The sequence below is a fragment of the Leeuwenhoekiella sp. A16 genome (genome assembly GCF_047946675.1).
In the GTDB taxonomy this organism is placed as follows: domain Bacteria; phylum Bacteroidota; class Bacteroidia; order Flavobacteriales; family Flavobacteriaceae; genus Leeuwenhoekiella.
Genome location: NZ_CP172313.1, coordinates 169,188 through 186,176, shown reverse-complemented (window position 1 = coordinate 186,176; position 16,989 = coordinate 169,188). Strand labels below are relative to the sequence as shown.

The following is a 16,989-nucleotide window of genomic DNA, read 5'->3' as shown; positions in this document are numbered from 1 at the left end:
AAAGACCTGCAAGGTTTTAGAAACCTTACAGGTCTTTTCTAATTTAGATGTAAGTTTAGTCTTACAGTCTAATTTTGCCGTAGAAATTCTATTAAACCGGAAGCAACAAGTCCCAACACATACATCAATAGGTCAATATAAGAAAAACTGTGGCCTATAATTATCCTGAGCCATTTTTCGCCATGAGCGAAATCCATAGGTAGCAGTTGTAAAAATTCCAGAGTAAACGAAAATATTAATACTGCTAACAATCCCTTTAGTATTGAAATTGAACTGATGCTCATTATAAAGCAATAGATCATAATAACGACTAAAAAATCGCCCAGATACGGCCTGATAAACCTATCGTTAACGTACATAGCAATGGCAATTTCCGTAACGAACAGGAATATAAAGCCAATGAAATAATATATTTTGCTATTGCGCTTCATGCTGCGAAATACGGGATAATCTCTTCAAAAACGGCTCTGCAGCATAAAAAATCGCACTCAGAAAAATACCACAGCAAATGGTTACTGCAAATACCGGCCAGTTATTCACAGGATTTTTTATAAAAGCAAGGTTGTCACGTAAAAGTTGAATGGGATTACTCAAAATATCCCACGAATTATATCTTAAAACGCGACCTAAATAAATGCCATAACCACAAAGGAAAAATATAATTTGAGTCATGATATTTAATTGCTTCCGCGAAAATCTATAGCTGAAAAATGATCTCATTTCACAAATTGAAAGAAGCCCGGCAAAAAGTGAAGCAACGGCAAATGCAAATATGATCACAGTGTCTGCCAGCAAAGCTTGAGAATATTGCAGGTGTATAAAATCTGTAATGACATAAGGCGAGTTTGGCAAAAATAGTAACCAGATACAAACCGCTGCGATATTTAATAGATTTGATGTACTATTCCTGCTCTGCAACCACCAGACCACGATCAATGGTATTATTGCCAGAAAAAGATTCCACACCAGGAATAAATAAAAGAACTCATGTGTTATTTTGAGTTTAATGCCCAGCATGAAAATACTGGTCGCGCAGCTTAAAAATAGAACCTGCAGTGCATGAAATTTATTGATAATTAAGGTTTTCATGGAAGGATGAGGATTTTGGGGACCTGCAAGGTTTTTGAAACCTAGTAGGTCTTAATATTAGAATACATATTTTCATAGTTTAAATGTAACCCTCCCGTCTTCTCTCTGCTAGCGCGAAAGAAGCCACCTTCCCTTGATAAGGGAAGGAGCTCTGAAGATTAGATTTTTTCCTGTTCCCAGTCTATTTTTCGCGAAGCAAACATAACTCCCGTGAGAATGGCAAATAGCCCAATGCTGCCTACAAGTAAAGCGTAGCTCTCAAGCTGAATGATGATGTAAATAAAACTATATAGAGCAGATAGCGAAATAGCGATTAGAAGTGGAAACCTGAAGTTTTTTAGAATCGACCTTGAGTAAAATGTTATGAGCAGAATGACCGAAGATCCTGCAATTAAATAGGCTTTTAAAAAGCTGCTATGTTCTGAAATAGCAATTAGCAGCGTATAGAACATGATTAATGAAAGCCCTATCATCAGGTATTGAAAGGGATGAATGTAAATTTTGCTGAGCGTCTGTATCAAAAAGAAAGTAAGAAAAGTCAAACCAATTACAAGAAAACCATATTTGGCAGCGCGTTCACTTTTTTGATACTCATCAACAGGAATCATAAAATTGACTCCAAAAGCATAATCTGTAATCTGCGGTAAATAATCATATGAGGTTTGTGAAAAGGGGCGGTTTATGTCTAATATCTTCCAGTGAGCATCAAAGCCATCTGTTGAGATTTTTTCACTGTTGTAGGGCAGAAAATTGCCCATAAAATTGCTGGTTTTCCAGTTTGAAACAATTTGAGCCTCTGTGGTTTTACCTATAGGTATAAATCTAATTTGTTCACTGCCATTAATGCTGAGATTAAGAGTAAATGAGACTGCTTTGTCTCGTGGCATGTCATTAGATTTTAATGGTTTACTTTCCATTTCATGAAGTTGTAGTTTTTGAAGTTGTACTGTGTTACCCGCCTGATAATGCGTCGAAAAATGATAATTATTTTGACCAAAAGAAATCTCCACCTGATCGTTTACGCCTTTTAGATTTGAGGTTTGTAGAAGAACTCTGGCTTTATCCCAAATTATATTTTCTGATGAAATATCTTCTTCTGAGAAATCAGGAGTTGTAAAAGTACCTGTCAACACATTTTTGCTGTTAAAAACAGTGGTTTTGTATATGCCTCTGCTCTTTATCTCAGGATTTACTTTGCTATTGATCGATAGTTCTTCAGGAAAGAAATATGCATATTTTATTTGTTCTATTTTTTCTGTTGTAATTTCTTTCGTTTTAGTGTCCGTTGTAGATTTTTCATTGTAAGTTTTGTACGGCACTTTTAATACGGGGCCGTAAATAAGTACTTCGCTTCCCCATTTATCATTGATCTCAGAAACAACATCTTTCTGTCTTTGTGCACGCTCTTTTATAAGATCTTTAACAAAGAATAAGGGAATAAGTAAGATGAGGGTAAGAAAACCCACCATTAGCATTCTTGCAGTAATTGAGTTTTTAATCCAGCGGCCTATCTTATTGATAGATGATTCAGTTTGGTTCATAATATAGAATTAAAGTACTTTGAATTTCAAAGTTTATGAATAAAAAAAATTTTAATGTTTATTAATTATATTATCTGCAGCAGCTTCGTATTGCTTAAGGCATTTATCCAGCGGTTGGCCGTTTATATGTATGCAGTTACAGAATTCAGCTCCGGCTGAGGAGCGGTTAGTTCCTTTAAATTGTGCATTGCAGTCGCCTAGTGTGTTTCTGGGTATGACTTCAAAAGCATTAACAGCGAATGCGGTAACACCTACTAAAGTGATTGCTACAAACGTGAAAAAGGTCCACGGGAATTTCTTATTAAGTTCTTGTTTGGGCAGAGAAGCAGGGAGTGACTTTGCTTGTAATGGTAAAAGATATTTTACCCGGTCAAAGTGCCACCACAGCAAGTACAGGCAGGCAATTACCATAAGGGGTGAAGTGAACAATGATCCTTCAAACCGTACCGACCAGGAAAGTATACAGATATTCAAAATGATTGGGAGATAGATAATAACTCCTAAAAGTACCGTACGCGGAATAAGCAAAAAAACACCTGCTACGATTTGCATAATACCAATAAAAGTGTAATAATAACCCGTCTCAAAAAGAGCCTGCAGGTAATGCCCCATAGGCTGATTGTTATGCAAATCGGTAAAGCGCTCATCAATAATTTTAACATAACCAGGAAAAATAAAACCTATCGCCAGAGCAATTCTGGTAAAAAGAGTAAACAAGAGCAGCCACCAATTTTGTCTGAACCAAAGGTGTAGATTATCAAGTTTTTGTATGGTATTCATTTGAGTCATATAAAGTACTTTGAATTTCAAAGTAATGAATAAAAAATTTATTGGTTTATTAGTTTTTCTAAAGCTTCTATATGTTTACTAAAAGCCTCACGACCACTTTTAGTGGCGATATAACGGGTATTGGGTTTGCGGTTAATGAATGATTTTTCTACTACAATATAATTCTCTTTTTCCAGGGCTTTTGTATGACTTGCGATATTTCCATCTGTGGCACCCAGTAATTCTTTAAGCATATTAAAATCGGCATATTCATTAACCATAAGTATGCTCATAATACCCAGGCGTATACGATGGTCAAAAGCTTTATTTATATTGCTGATTATATTTTTCAATCCTGATTTTTAAAAACTGCCTTATTTAATGCAAAAATCGCTTTTTTAAGCCGATTTTCGGTCGTATTTGTTGTACATGATGATACCGTAAATTATATGAAGCACCCCAAAACCCAGTGCCCAAAAGTATAGACCGTAACCTATAAATTGAGTCGAGATAAGTCCTAAAAAGACATTGATTAATCCAATATATTTAATGTCACCTACGGTGTATTTACTAGCATTAATGAGAGCCAGACCATAAAAGAGAAGGGTAGCAGGAGCAACAAGAACTACAACTCCGTATTGCACGAGCACAAGGCAAAAAAGGCCACCACTAAATAACGGGATGCAAAAACCGGCAAGTAAGCGCTTGCTTGTTGAGGTCCATATTTTCTCATTATTCTTTCTGGCTTTTTTAGTGGTAAGTACAATCGCGGTGAGTGTTGCTAATACCATTACACTTGAGGCAATGAGTATAAGATCAGTTACAAGTTGTTCTGAAATAGCATAAGTTGTCACATCATCATAATTACTATAAATGGTATCGTAGTAACTAAGATAATACTTGGCTAATGCAGCACCCACTAGTGCATAAATACCAGCCATTATTCCGGAAAGTCCGCTTAAGGAAATAAACCGCGAAGAGCGATTCATCATCTCCTTAATGTCTGAGATATCCTTAAGATAGTTTTTTGCTTCCATATTAAAGTACTTTGAATTACAAAGTAAAGTAAAATATATGATATGATTATAATTATTTTTTAATAATAAAAAGCCCTGATAATTCTCAGGGCTTATGATATATAATGTACGTAAACGTTCAAAAATAAGAATAGAATTCTATTCAGCAACAACTCTTCTAATCGCTACAAGTTTAGTTAATAAACCTTCAAGTAAATCAAGATTAAGCATATTAGCACCGTCACTTTTCGCATTAGCGGGATCAAAATGAGTTTCAATAAAAAGACCGTCTACTCCGGCTGCGATCCCTGCTTTTGCCATTGTACCTATCATTTCCGGTCTTCCCCCGGTTACACCACTTGACTGGTTAGGCTGTTGTAAACTGTGCGTAACATCAAGCACGGTGGGGGCAAACTGGCGCATTGTGGGGATGCCTCTAAAATCTACAATAAGATCCTGATAGCCAAACATAGTCCCGCGATCTGTTACCATAGCTTGTTGATTACCGGTTTCTGTAACTTTAGTCACAGCATGTTTCATACTTTCGGGGCTCATAAATTGGCCTTTTTTCAGGTTCACAACTTTACCAGTTTCCGCGGCAGCGACGACCAAGTCTGTTTGTCTTACCAAAAATGCAGGAATTTGCAGTACATCTACATATTCTGCAGCCATGGTTGCATCTTGTTCTGTATGAATATCTGTAACTGTAGGTACGTCAAAGGTTTCAGATACCTTACGTAAGATCTTGAGCGCTTTCTCATCGCCTATACCCGTAAAACTGTCAATGCGGCTACGGTTAGCTTTTTTAAAACTGCCTTTAAAAATGTATGGAATACCTAAATTATCGGTGATTTTGACGATTTTTTCGGCGATTCTTAATGCCATTTCTTCACCTTCAATTGCGCAAGGGCCGGCTAAAAGAAAGAAATTATTAGTATCTGTATATTTTATTCTGGGTATAAGATCAAGTTTCATTACTTCAATATTTAGACGGTAAATTTACATTTTTTTCAGCAAGGAATATCTTGTTACTAAGAATCTATACATCTATTCTAAGATTTTACATTTTGTTAAAATGTAATTCTATTCTCGAGATTTTAATAAACGTATCTTGATAACTATTATCTAATACTTTTTTATGAAAATACGTGAACTGCTTATTCCTGAACTTGAGCACGAAGTGGCATTAACCGAAAAGTTTCTGGATCGTATCCCAAAGAATAAAATGAACTGGAAAGCCCACAAAAAGTCAATGACGTTGCAACAGTTGGGAAGCCATTTAGCTGAAATACCTTGGTGGATTACAGGAACAATGTCTAGAGATGAAATGAATATGGATGATTATAAACCACCGCTTAACAGTTCGCCAAAAGAGATGATTCAGGTTTTAAAAGCCGCCGCAGCAGATGCAAAAGCAGCTATGGAAGTTGATGATGCAGAATATGAAAAACCATGGAGAATGATAAAAGGAGGGAAAGTAGTTCTTGAGATGTCTAAATATAAAGTCCTGCGATATGTGGTTCTTAATCAAATACCACATCACCGTGCACAACTGGGAGTTTACCTGCGATTACTGGGAGAATCTGTACCATCAACTTATGGTCCCTCTGCAGATGAGCAATAAAATTTTAGCCTAAAAACCTGCAGGTTTTGACATACACAAAACATTTTTAAATAGATAGCTAATTATCCGTTAATTACCACTATCTTTGCGCCCTCTAAAAAAGGGTATCCTTATGAACATCAAAAACATAGCTATCATTGCGCACGTTGACCACGGTAAAACTACGCTGGTAGATAAGATAATGTACCACTGCCAACTTTTTCGTGAAAACGAAAATACGGGTGATCTAATTCTAGATAATAACGATCTTGAACGTGAGCGTGGTATTACTATTACTTCAAAGAACGTATCTGTTAATTACAAAGGCACTAAGATCAATATTATTGATACTCCTGGTCACGCCGACTTTGGTGGTGAGGTAGAGCGTGTACTTAATATGGCAGATGGTGTACTACTTCTTGTAGATGCTTTTGAAGGACCAATGCCACAGACGCGTTTTGTACTGCAAAAAGCGATCGATCTTGGTCTTAAACCTTGTGTGGTAATTAATAAAGTAGACAAAGAAAACTGTACTCCTGAAGAAGTTCACGAGAAAGTTTTTGACCTGATGTTTGAATTAGGTGCCGAAGAATGGCAGCTTGACTTCCCAACTGTTTATGGTTCTGCCAAAAACAACTGGATGAGTGATGACTGGAAAAATGAAACTGATAATATTGAGCCTTTGCTTGATATGGTTATAGAGCACATTCCTTCTCCTGTTATTAAAGAAGGAACTACTCAAATGCTTATTACTTCATTAGACTTTTCTTCGTTCACAGGTCGTATTGCAATAGGCCGTTTACAAAGAGGAATTTTAAAAGAAGGCATGCAGATATCTCTTGTAAAAAGAGACGGAAGCATTAAAAAATCTAAAATAAAAGAACTTCACACTTTTGAAGGTTTAGGCCGCATGAAAGTTGAAGAAGTTCAGGCAGGTGATATTTGTGCACTTGTAGGTCTAGAAAGTTTTGATATAGGCGATACTGTTGCAGATATTGAGAACCCTGAAGCATTAAAATCAATCGCAATAGATGAGCCTACAATGAGTATGCTTTTCACAATTAACGATTCTCCATTTTTTGGTAAAGATGGTAAATTTGTGACTTCACGTCACATTAAAGATCGTCTTGCAAGAGAACTTGAGAAAAACCTGGCTCTACGTGTTGAAGATACAGACAGTGCAGATAAGTTCATGGTATTTGGCCGTGGTGTACTTCACCTTTCTGTTCTTATCGAGACTATGCGCCGTGAAGGTTACGAGCTACAGATAGGTCAGCCACAGGTTATCATCAAAGAAGTTGATGGTGTTAAATGTGAGCCGGTAGAAGAACTTACTATTGATCTACCAGAGAATGTTTCTGGTAAAGCTGTAGAAATGGTGACTATGCGTAAAGGTGAGATGCTAAGCATGGAAGCTAAAGGTGATCGTATGGTGTGTGAATTCATGATCCCATCACGTGGTATCATCGGTTTGCGTAACCAGTTGCTTACCGCTACTGCAGGTGAAGCAATTATGGCACACCGTTTTAAAGAATATCAACCGCTTAAAGGTAATATTCCAGAACGTAATAACGGTTCTCTTGTTTCTATGGAAAAAGGACAGGCAATACCTTACTCTATAGATAAACTTCAGGATCGTGGTAAGTTTTTCGTAGATCCGGGTGAAGATATTTATGAAGGTCAGGTAATTGGCGAGAACAGCCGCCAGGATGATATGACTGTGAATATCACTAAAACCAAAAAACTTTCTAACGTACGTTCTTCTGGTGCAGATGATAAAGCAAAGATCATTCCTGCTATAAAATTCTCTCTTGAAGAGGCTTTAGAATATATTCAGAAAGATGAGTATGTTGAGGTAACTCCTAAACATTTACGTTTAAGAAAGATCTATTTGACTGAAAATGATCGTAAGCGTAATAAGATAAACTAAGAAAAATCGGTTTAAAACCAGTAAAAAGCCTCCTTTTAGGGGGCTTTTTCGTTGTATAAAATGAAATTTTAAATTTCACTAATGTTCTGGGAAAAAACTATGATGAAATCACACAGAATTTGTTTGGAATAAAAGCTAGTAAACACATAATCTTTTATAAAATTATAGATGATAATTATGTGGATATTATAAGAATTTTGCACGAGCGAATTGAATTGAAGAAAAGAATTACCGAATAACACTACTCGTTGCTTTTTCGTATTTTCACTTTAATAAATACTAAGCATTTGTCCGGCTATCAGATAAAACGTTATACTCCTGCACATAAAGCCCAATGGGATAACTTTATAAAAACTGCAAAGAATTCCTCTTTTCTACACAAAAGAGATTTTATAGGCTATCATAAAGACAGATTTGAAGATTTTAGTCTGTTGATTTTTAGAGACGAAAAATTACTTGCCGTCATACCTGCCAATAAAGAAAATAAAACGCTCTACTCGCATAAGGGACTAACGTATGGCGGAATTATCCTTCCGGATGGAATTGGTTTTAAAAAGGTAAAATTCATTTTTGAAGCCTTTCTTGCTTTTCTTGAAGAACACAATTTTGAGAGTCTGGTGGTAAAATGCATACTGGAGTTCTACACAAAATTACCGTCACGAGAAGTAGAACATCTTATGTTAACAAAAGGAGCTAAAGTTATAAGTAGCGAGCTTAATTATGCTGTTGATTACGAGTTGCCAGACACGACAAGTAGTAAAAAATTAAGATATTTTAGAAAGAATGAAAATCGCGATTTTACCATAAAAGAAGGTGATTTTGAGGGTTTTTGGGGAGATATTTTAGTGCCCAGATTGTCATCTCGTTTTAATGCAAAGCCGGTTCATACTTTAAGTGAAATTCAAAGTTTAAATAAGTTATTTCCAGAACATATTAAGCAGTTTAATCTTTACCATGATGAAAAGTTGTTAGCCGGTATCACTGTTTTTATAAACGATAAAATAGCAAAGGCGCAATACGCAGCTACTTCGCCTGAAGGCGAAAAAATGCGAGCTATGGATCAACTTTTTATATTTCTCATTAAAAAATACAGAGAACTGAATTTTGAGTATTTTGATTTGGGCACCGTAAAAGGAGGGAAAGAACCTTATAATTTTGGTCTCATAAAACAGAAAGAAGAATTAGGTAGCGTTGCTTTTTTACAGCAAACCATTAAACTTAAATTATAATGGTTCCCTTTTTTGATCTTAAGAAAATAAACCTGCGCTACCAAGCTGAGCTCATCAGCGCCACTTCTGGTTTTTTAGATAAAGGGCAATACATTCTGGGTAATGCTGTGTCTCAATTTGAAGATGAATTTGCTCGCTATTGCAAGACGCAATATTGCGTGGGTGTGGGCAATGGTCTTGATGCTCTGCGACTCATTTTAGAAGGGTATAAAATATTAGGAAAATTGAAAACGGGAGATAAAGTCCTCGTAGCGGCAAATAGCTATATCGCTACAATTTTAGCGATAAAACAAGCAGGTATGATTCCCGTATTTGTAGAAACTGAAGCAAGATTGTTCAATTTTGATGTTGAAAAATTACAGCAGATTCAGCTTGATGGGGTCAAAGCCGTTTTTGTGACGCACCTTTACGGTCAGTTAGGTCCTATAGAAGATTTAAAAGCTTTCGCGAAAGCTAATGATCTATTATTAATTGAAGACGCAGCACAAGCACACGGCGCCCGATTTTCAACAGAAAACAGCGAAAATTCACTAAAAACCACCGATTTTTTAGCTGGTTCTTTGGGCGATGCCGCAGGTTTTAGCTTTTATCCTACTAAAAATCTTGGTGCGCTGGGCGATGCGGGTGCAATCACAACAAATGATAAAGAACTCGCAGATATTATTAAACAGCTGCGTAATTATGGTTCTTCAACACGATATATCAACGATTATTTAGGGTTAAATTCAAGACTTGACGAGCTACAAGCTGCATTTTTGAGCATTAAATTAAAAACGCTTGATGCAGATAATGAGAAGCGCATAACTATTGCTACCCGTTATTTAACCGAAATAAATAATGAGCAAATTAAGCTTCCATTTTATGCAGGAGATGAAAGTCATGTTTTTCATTTGTTTGTGGTGAGGGTCGAGAATAGAGAGCGCTTTATTAAACATTTAAATCAATTTAAGATTGGTTCTTTAATTCATTATCCTGTTCCGCCTTATAAGCAAAAGGCACTTGCAGAATACAATCATTTAAACTTTCCGGTTACAGAGAGATTAGCAGATGAAGTTTTGAGCATACCTATAAGCCCGGTAATGTCTCACGAAGAAGTGACTGAGGTTATAGATTGTATAAACGCTTACCATGTTTAAGTATCTAAAACAGGTAATAGGTGCAAATGCACTTCTTAGGTTGACATCGTACAATGCGATGGCTGTTTTTGTACGGATTGTAACTGGTTTAATTACTTCAAAATTGATCGCTTTTTATCTTGGCCCACAGGGAATGGCGCTTCTTGGTGAATTGCGCAACTTTCTCTCTTCGGTACAAAGCGTTTGTACGTTAGGTTTTCTTGATGGTGTTGTAAAATACGTGTCTGAATTTAGGACCAATAAAAAGGAACTAAAAAAAATACTTTCTACCGCTTACTATGTGGGTTTTATAGGAGCGATCCTCACCGGTTTTACTTTGTACATAGGCGCTTCTTATTGGAATACACTCATATTTAAAAACGACTATGATTTTACCTACATTTTTGAGATCATGGCTTTTAGCGTTCCTCTTTATGCGCTCAATATGTTTTGTATCGCAATACTAAATGGTTTTGCTAAATATAAGATCATAATACAGCTGAATATTGCTACAAATCTTATAGGTGTCTTTATCACAGCAGCGCTCATTATTTTCTTTAATATAGACGGCGCTTTTCTCGCAGCGATCCTGGTGCCGGCAATCGCTTTGGTTCTCACGATAATTCTAATTATCAACAGGAAGAATTTTATAAAATATATAAAGACTGAAAAAATAAGCAAGGCGTACATTATTAAGTACAGTTCATACATGGCAATGACGGTTTTCTCGAGTATGGTCTCGCCATGGGTTTACATCGCTATTCGTCGCAGGATTATCGATACAGATGGAATAGAAAATGCCGGACTTTGGGATGCGATGCTGCGCCTTTCTGATTATTATCTCATGTTTGTAACCACAATTCTTACGCTTTACATTTTGCCAAAATTATCGCGTTTACAGACCGATATTGCTTTTAGGCGTGAGATATTCAATTACTACAAAACAATATTACCGCTCTTTGCGGGTGGATTGATAGTTATTTATTTCTTACGTGGGTTGATCATAAACTTGCTGTTCACGCCTGATTTTCTGGCAATGAAACCCATTTTTATCTGGCATTTGCTGGGTGATCTTATCCGGGTGGCATCTATAGTTTTGGGATATCAATTTATCGCAAAGAATATGCTTAAACATTTTATAATTACCCAGATCATATCACTCTCTGTGATTTACTTTAGCAGTGTTTATTTTATAGATCAATATGGGTTTGTGGGGGCATCAATGGGGCACGCGTTTAGTTTTGCATTTCACTTGCTAATGATGTTGTTCATTTTTAGAAAACAATTATTCTTTAAATTACAGCCAGAATAAGTTGTTATGTTGCATAAAATCCTGAAACATTACCGCATTTTTAAATACCGCTGTCTTTCTGAAAAGATAAGCGTTAAAGGCGATTTTATATGCCACCAGCCGATTTTATTTAAAGGCAAAGGAAGAATTGAAATAGGAAACAGGGTAGAAGTAGGAATTTATAATTCGCCAAATTTCTACAATACGTATGCTTATTTAGAAGCACGAACAGAAGATTCCGCTATTTTTTTTGGAAACAACATCCATATAAATAATAACTTTTCTGCTATTGCTTTTAAAGCAAATATTGAGATTCAAAATGATGTTGTAATTGGTTCAAACTGCAGAATCATAACAAGTGACTTTCACAATTTAGAAGCCAAAAATAGAAATACAGAAGTAACAGGAAAAAATGTAATTATTGAAAGAAACGTGTTCATTGGCGATAATGTAACCATTCTTAAAGGAGTGAATATAGGTGAGAATTCTGTGATAGGTAGCGGAGCTGTTGTTACAGGCAATATCCCAAAAAATACTGTGGCAGCAGGAAATCCAGCTCGGGTTATTAGAAATCTTTAAACTTCTGTTGATTAATAGTTAACCATGCATTGAGATAAGTCTGTGCTACATCTTTATAATTGTGATGTTCTTCAATAAATTTTCTAGCGTTGTTAGAAATTTCTACGATTCTTTCTTGATCTTCAATCAGGTTTTTCAGCTTATTGTAAATAAAATCTGCATCAGGAATAACATGTATGGCTACAGAATCTGACTCTAAAATATAATGGGCACAAAACGCTTCCCCGGCGCCCGTAAAAACAACTTTGCCCTGTGCCATAGCCTCTAATGCATTATAACCCTGATCAAGCGCATACACCTGATCTAGTACAATGTGAGCTTCTTCATATTTCTTGATGTATTCCAGATACGGCAAATCTTTAACAGTAGCAATTATAACCTTGTCAGCATATTCTGCAGCTATTTTTTCTAAAGCTTTTTCAAAGAAGTCATTTCCTTTTTTATGATAATTTACGGCGTTTATACCGTGAAAAATGACGATTTTCTCAAGCGGTGGCAATTCCTGCTTAGGCAATCTGTCTGTATTTACAGGGTTTGCAATCATCCCAAAATAATCGCTTCTGCCCTGATAAACCGTATGATAATCAAGATCTGAAGTAATAATCATATCTTTTAATTCAAAAACCAGATCGTGCAAACGCCGGTGCTTTTTGGTTAGGTTTCTTTCGCTATAAGCGAAACCAATATCCTTATGAATTCGCGATGGGTGATATGGTATTTTATCAAGATTGCTCATAAAAACATAATCATCACCGCAACCCAAAACGACCAGTCTTTTGGTCAGGTTTCGTAATTTCCTGATGAGTTTTTTTTCCAGAAAGTAAGGAGTGTCCAGCGGGTATTCATTAATGAGCTGAATGACGTCAAATTGCTGCATTTTACGCAAAACGAGCCAGGACCGTAGCGCAGTTTCAAATAATGCCAAATCTATTTTAGTCACTTTAAAAACAGCCTGCCTCAAATAATTAAGAAACTTATTATCCTGACAAAACTTCCCGCGCACATTAATATCTGCAGGAAAACGCTTAAAAGCATCACCCGTGGCGAGAAGCGTAACTTCGCATCCCAGCGCCTGTAAACCTTGTTTAAGGGAATTGTGCAGATTGCTATATTCTCCCACAAGGAGTATTTTCATGAGTTTAATTGTATTTTAGACGGTCAAGATAAAGATTTAGTGACAGAGCAAAAGAAAAAAGTTTGCATATTGGTAGAGCAATTAGGCAAAGGCGGGGCAGAACGTGCTGCAGGTATTCTTTCTGGTATGTTACACGATCGTGATTTTACAGTTTATGTGGCAACTATTACCAGCCTTATAGAATACCCTTACAGCGGTAAACTTATTGATCTGGGAGTTTACAAAAATGACAAGAACGACATTTTTGACAAGTTTAAACGTTTTAGAAAATTTGCCCATTTTCTAAAAACAGAACAAATCGATATCGTTATTGATTACAGAATGCGGCAAAGCCTCATCAAAGAGTTTTTGATCTCAAAACTACTCTATAGATCTGTTGAAGTTATTTACACCGTTCACAGTTATAAAATCTCGTATTATTTTCCGCTGCAGCGAAAGCTTACAAACCTGCTTTACAAGAAGGCTTTTTCTATAAACACGATTACCAGCGGAATTAAAGAACGCATTGCAAGTGAGTTTAAGCTGACGAATGTTTCGGTTATTCCCAACGCTTTTAATTTGGTGCAAATAGAAAAACTTGCTACTGCGCATTGCGATATTAAGCAGCCATTTATTCTCGCGGCTGGCAGGATGGATGACGATATAAAACAGTTTGATAAACTTATCGAAATCTACGCTACAAGTGAATTACCACAAAACGGAATTTGCCTGGTAATTTTGGGAAAAGGTGCTTTACAGAATTCACTTAAAGCGCTGGCTGCGAAATTGAACATTAGCGAAATGGTAATGTTTAAAGGATTTCTGTCTAATCCTTTTCCGTATTATAAAAAAGCGATGTTCTTTGTGCAGTGTAGTAAATTTGAAGGTTTCCCAATGGTGATGTTAGAAAGTCTGGCTAGTGGTACTCCTGTAATTGCTCTCGATTGTAAAACAGGACCGGCAGAAATTATCAATCACAATATTAACGGATTGCTCTTGCCTTACAATGATTTTAAGGCTCTGCGTGATGCGATGAATAAGTTGATTAATGATCCCGATTTACTTGATAAATTAAGTAAAAACGCTAAATCAAGCGTTGCTAAATATTCAACCGAAGCAATTATCCTGCAGTGGGAAAACCTGCTTAAAACAGCTAAAAAATGACCGTAAAGCGCATAAAACTGCCTAAAATAAAGGACCGTCGTGGCAATCTTTCTGTAGTTGAGAAAGATGTAATTCCGTTTGAATCTAAACGCGTTTACTATTTGTATGATGTGCCCAGTGGCGCGAGAAGGGGAGGTCATGCCCATAAAGAGCAGCACGAATTTTTAATCGCTTTAAGCGGAAGTTTTAATGTCATCATTGATGACGGCAAGACCAAAACCAGCTACACTTTAAATAAACCAGACGAAGGTTTGCTCATACCCAGCGGTTTCTGGCGTGAGCTTGAAGATTTTTCTTCTGGAGGAATTTGTCTTGTGCTTGCTTCTGCAGAGTTTCTGGAGGATGATTACATTAGGGATTATTCAAATTATTTGAACTTTAAAAGCTTGTAACCCGCCTACCGCGTAAAATAAGTTGTCTTTTAATCTTTTTTAACCAAAGCAATAAAAATCGGGGTGTTTTGAGTAAAAATCGCTGTTTTGGGGTCAAAAGCTCCATTACTAATTGATCTCTAATTTTAGAGAATGCAGTCATACTTCCTTCCGCTTTGTAATTCATCGCCAGAAAGTAGCGCTCTATATTGATGTACTTTTTTAACGAAATATGCTCAGGATTTTTAGAGAGATATTTCTCAAAAGCAGTTACATTTTTGCTGCTTATATGGTCTTTTGTGATCTGGTTTTCAGAATCTCTTCTGTATAAACAAGTGGTATGGTTGTGAAAGGCAAACTGATATTTTAAATGCACTCTAATGAAGAAATCTACATCCTCACCATAGTTAACAGTAACATCAAAGCGATTAGTATTTGCCACTTCTTTTTTAAATGCAAACGAACTGGGAACTGCGAGTGGCTGGTTTAAATTGCTTTCAAAAAAGTTTGAAATAACTCCTGTTTTAAAGTGTGCAGGGAGATTGTATTGCGGTTTGTTTGTGTTTCCGTTTGGGTAAAGTTCTTCATAGCGCGTAGCAAACAAAGAAGCTTCCGGATTGTGGCGGGCTAAATTATCAATTACTTGTAAATGGTCTTTTAACCAAATGTCGTCTGCGTCTAGCAAAGCTATTATTTCGCCTTGAGCTAAATCTATCCCGTGATTTCGTGCATGTGAGAGTCCGCTATTTTTTTGTGTGACTATTTGTATTCGCTTGTCCTTAAAACCTTGTGCAATCTTGAGACTTTTGTCTGTTGAGCCGTCATTTATGATGAGAATTTCATAATTTGAAAATGACTGTTTCAAAACACTTTCTATTGTATTTGCAATAAAATGTTCTTTATTGTAAAGCGGAATGATAACACTAAAGCGCAGCGTCATTTAAATTTGTAGATTACAGTATCTTTATAACAGACTAATTTGTTCTTTTAGCCTATTCAATTTAATTTTTACAAATATAGCTTAATCATAATTGCTAATCTTTTAGTTAGTTCAGGATGTCTGGTACAGAGTTAAATATTGTTTCTTTTGAAAATCCGTATCCACCAGATTATGGCGGTGCGATCGAGGTTTTTTATAAATTGAAAGCGCTGCATAAACAGGGCATTGTGATCTATCTGCATATTTTTGTAGAGAATAGAACAGATTATAGCGGACTCAAAAAATACTGCAAACGTGTTTACACATATTCAAAAAATAAAACCTTCACCAGTTATTTAAGCCTAAGGCCGCTTTCGGTTAAATTTCGTACCAATAAAAAACTGGCAGATAATTTAAAAAGAAACAGCGCCCCCATACTTTTTGAAGGTTTACATACAACTGCGGTTCTCAATAAGCATGATTTTAAGGAAAGAAAATTAATAATGAGAGCTCATAATATTGAGCACCATTATTACCGTGGTTTGGCAGGCAGCGCTACCAATCTGTTTTATAAATACATGCTTACTTATGAGGCTCACAAATTTAGCAGGTACGAGAAAATTGTAGATAAGGTAGATCATCTTCTTACGATTTCTAATCATGAGTTTGATTATTTTAAAGAAAACTATAAGCCCAATTGTCATTATATCCCGGCTTTTCAGAGTTATGATACCGTGAAAAAGCTATCGCAGTTTGGTGAATATGCGCTTTATCATGGTGATCTTTCAATCATTGATAATTTACGTACCGCCAGATTTTTTATAGAAATTTTTAGTGAGTTAGATTTTCCGTTAATAATTGCCGGCAGTAAGAATATGCGCATGTTGATGAAAGAAACGGCAGAATACAGTAACATAAGTTGTAAAAGAATAGAATCAAGATCTGACCTGCAACATCTCTTTGCGAAATCACATATCAATCTGTGTTATTCTTTTCAGCGATCTGGCACCAAGCTAAAAGTAGTTCACGCACTCTATGAGGGCAGACATTGTTTAGTAAACAAAAATGTAATAGATGAGCAATTGATCCTTGATCAATGTACGGTTGCAGAAAGTAAAGAGGAAGTGATTGCTGCAATACAAAAATTTCAAAAATCACCTTATAAATTCAATACAGAGCGACAAGAAGCACTTGATAAGGTTTTTAATACAGAAGTAAATGCGCGTAAAATAATCGCTCTTTTAGGTTGAAAATCGGTTG

The 16,989-nt window shown here is 36.1% G+C and carries 19 protein-coding genes; 10 read left to right on the top strand and 9 right to left on the bottom strand.

Features of this window, described 5'->3' with window-relative positions; translation table 11 throughout:
- Nucleotides 1–68: 68 nt before the first annotated feature.
- The 7 genes from ACH3O9_RS00820 to kdsA all read right to left on the bottom strand — a co-directional run bounded on the left by ACH3O9_RS00820 (nt 69) and on the right by kdsA (nt 5,389).
- The gene (locus tag ACH3O9_RS00820; protein WP_416443414.1) at nt 69–359 is read right to left on the bottom strand and encodes a DUF2809 domain-containing protein; all 291 of its coding nucleotides are present in this window, start codon (nt 357–359) and stop codon (nt 69–71) included.
- A 58-nt stretch (nt 360–417) separates the two neighbouring features.
- Nucleotides 418–1,089, bottom strand: coding sequence for a DUF1361 domain-containing protein (locus ACH3O9_RS00815; RefSeq protein ID WP_416443412.1), 672 nt, complete (start codon nt 1,087–1,089; stop codon nt 418–420).
- A 158-nt stretch (nt 1,090–1,247) separates the two neighbouring features.
- Nucleotides 1,248–2,630 (bottom strand): cell envelope integrity protein CreD, encoded by a 1,383-nt coding sequence (gene creD / locus ACH3O9_RS00810; RefSeq protein WP_416443410.1) that lies wholly within the window; start codon nt 2,628–2,630, stop codon nt 1,248–1,250.
- A gap of 51 nt (nt 2,631–2,681) precedes the next feature.
- Nucleotides 2,682–3,410 carry a DoxX family protein gene (locus ACH3O9_RS00805; protein ID WP_416443408.1) on the bottom strand — a complete coding sequence of 243 codons (729 nt, stop codon included), beginning with the start codon at nt 3,408–3,410 and terminating at the stop codon, nt 2,682–2,684.
- Nucleotides 3,411–3,457: 47 nt separating this feature from the next.
- Nucleotides 3,458–3,751, bottom strand: a complete 294-nt coding sequence (locus tag ACH3O9_RS00800; RefSeq protein ID WP_416443406.1) for a winged helix-turn-helix domain-containing protein — start codon at nt 3,749–3,751, stop codon at nt 3,458–3,460.
- Nucleotides 3,752–3,796: 45 nt separating this feature from the next.
- Entirely contained in the window at nt 3,797–4,435 is a 639-nt protein-coding gene (locus ACH3O9_RS00795; RefSeq protein WP_416443404.1) for a hypothetical protein, read from the bottom strand.
- Nucleotides 4,436–4,573: 138 nt separating this feature from the next.
- Entirely contained in the window at nt 4,574–5,389 is an 816-nt protein-coding gene (gene kdsA, locus ACH3O9_RS00790; RefSeq protein WP_416443402.1) for a 3-deoxy-8-phosphooctulonate synthase, read from the bottom strand.
- A 163-nt stretch (nt 5,390–5,552) separates the two neighbouring features.
- On the opposite strand from kdsA, the gene ACH3O9_RS00785 reads away from it, so the two are divergent.
- The 7 genes from ACH3O9_RS00785 (at nt 5,553) to ACH3O9_RS00755 (ending at nt 12,161) form a co-directional block, all read left to right on the top strand.
- Nucleotides 5,553–6,038 carry a DinB family protein gene (locus tag ACH3O9_RS00785; protein WP_416443400.1) on the top strand — a complete coding sequence of 162 codons (486 nt, stop codon included), beginning with the start codon at nt 5,553–5,555 and terminating at the stop codon, nt 6,036–6,038.
- Nucleotides 6,039–6,150: 112 nt separating this feature from the next.
- Nucleotides 6,151–7,947: a translational GTPase TypA gene (gene typA, locus ACH3O9_RS00780; RefSeq protein WP_416443398.1), complete on the top strand. Its 1,797-nt coding sequence runs from the start codon at nt 6,151–6,153 to the stop codon at nt 7,945–7,947.
- Between the two features lie 65 nt (nt 7,948–8,012).
- On the top strand, nt 8,013–8,186 hold the full coding sequence (locus ACH3O9_RS00775) for a type II toxin-antitoxin system RelE/ParE family toxin (protein ID WP_416446740.1): 174 nt from the start codon (nt 8,013–8,015) through the stop codon (nt 8,184–8,186).
- Nucleotides 8,187–8,234: 48 nt separating this feature from the next.
- Entirely contained in the window at nt 8,235–9,176 is a 942-nt protein-coding gene (locus ACH3O9_RS00770) for a GNAT family N-acetyltransferase (RefSeq protein WP_416443396.1), read from the top strand.
- Nucleotides 9,176–10,312 carry a DegT/DnrJ/EryC1/StrS family aminotransferase gene (locus tag ACH3O9_RS00765; protein WP_416443394.1) on the top strand — a complete coding sequence of 379 codons (1,137 nt, stop codon included), beginning with the start codon at nt 9,176–9,178 and terminating at the stop codon, nt 10,310–10,312. Before ACH3O9_RS00770 ends, ACH3O9_RS00765 begins: the two co-directional genes overlap by 1 nt.
- Nucleotides 10,305–11,603 (top strand): O-antigen translocase, encoded by a 1,299-nt coding sequence (locus tag ACH3O9_RS00760; protein WP_416443392.1) that lies wholly within the window; start codon nt 10,305–10,307, stop codon nt 11,601–11,603. The genes ACH3O9_RS00765 and ACH3O9_RS00760 overlap by 8 nt, the downstream gene beginning before the upstream one ends.
- Nucleotides 11,604–11,609: 6 nt before the next feature.
- The gene (locus ACH3O9_RS00755; protein ID WP_416443390.1) at nt 11,610–12,161 is read left to right on the top strand and encodes an acyltransferase; all 552 of its coding nucleotides are present in this window, start codon (nt 11,610–11,612) and stop codon (nt 12,159–12,161) included.
- Here ACH3O9_RS00755 and ACH3O9_RS00750 read toward each other — a convergent pair.
- Nucleotides 12,148–13,296 (bottom strand): glycosyltransferase, encoded by a 1,149-nt coding sequence (locus ACH3O9_RS00750; protein ID WP_416443388.1) that lies wholly within the window; start codon nt 13,294–13,296, stop codon nt 12,148–12,150. The two genes, ACH3O9_RS00755 and ACH3O9_RS00750, sit on opposite strands and share 14 nt — an antisense overlap.
- 39 nt (nt 13,297–13,335) lie before the next feature.
- Here ACH3O9_RS00750 and ACH3O9_RS00745 point away from each other — a divergent pair, with 39 nt between their 5' ends.
- Both ACH3O9_RS00745 and ACH3O9_RS00740 read left to right on the top strand, forming a co-directional pair.
- Nucleotides 13,336–14,439: a glycosyltransferase gene (locus ACH3O9_RS00745; RefSeq protein WP_416443386.1), complete on the top strand. Its 1,104-nt coding sequence runs from the start codon at nt 13,336–13,338 to the stop codon at nt 14,437–14,439.
- The gene (locus ACH3O9_RS00740; protein ID WP_416443384.1) at nt 14,436–14,831 is read left to right on the top strand and encodes a sugar 3,4-ketoisomerase; all 396 of its coding nucleotides are present in this window, start codon (nt 14,436–14,438) and stop codon (nt 14,829–14,831) included. The genes ACH3O9_RS00745 and ACH3O9_RS00740 overlap by 4 nt, the downstream gene beginning before the upstream one ends.
- Here ACH3O9_RS00740 and ACH3O9_RS00735 read toward each other — a convergent pair.
- Nucleotides 14,818–15,750 carry a glycosyltransferase family 2 protein gene (locus tag ACH3O9_RS00735; protein ID WP_416443382.1) on the bottom strand — a complete coding sequence of 311 codons (933 nt, stop codon included), beginning with the start codon at nt 15,748–15,750 and terminating at the stop codon, nt 14,818–14,820. The two genes, ACH3O9_RS00740 and ACH3O9_RS00735, sit on opposite strands and share 14 nt — an antisense overlap.
- Nucleotides 15,751–15,866: 116 nt before the next feature.
- Here ACH3O9_RS00735 and ACH3O9_RS00730 point away from each other — a divergent pair, with 116 nt between their 5' ends.
- The gene (locus ACH3O9_RS00730; protein WP_416443380.1) at nt 15,867–16,979 is read left to right on the top strand and encodes a hypothetical protein; all 1,113 of its coding nucleotides are present in this window, start codon (nt 15,867–15,869) and stop codon (nt 16,977–16,979) included.
- Nucleotides 16,980–16,989 lie beyond the last annotated feature (10 nt).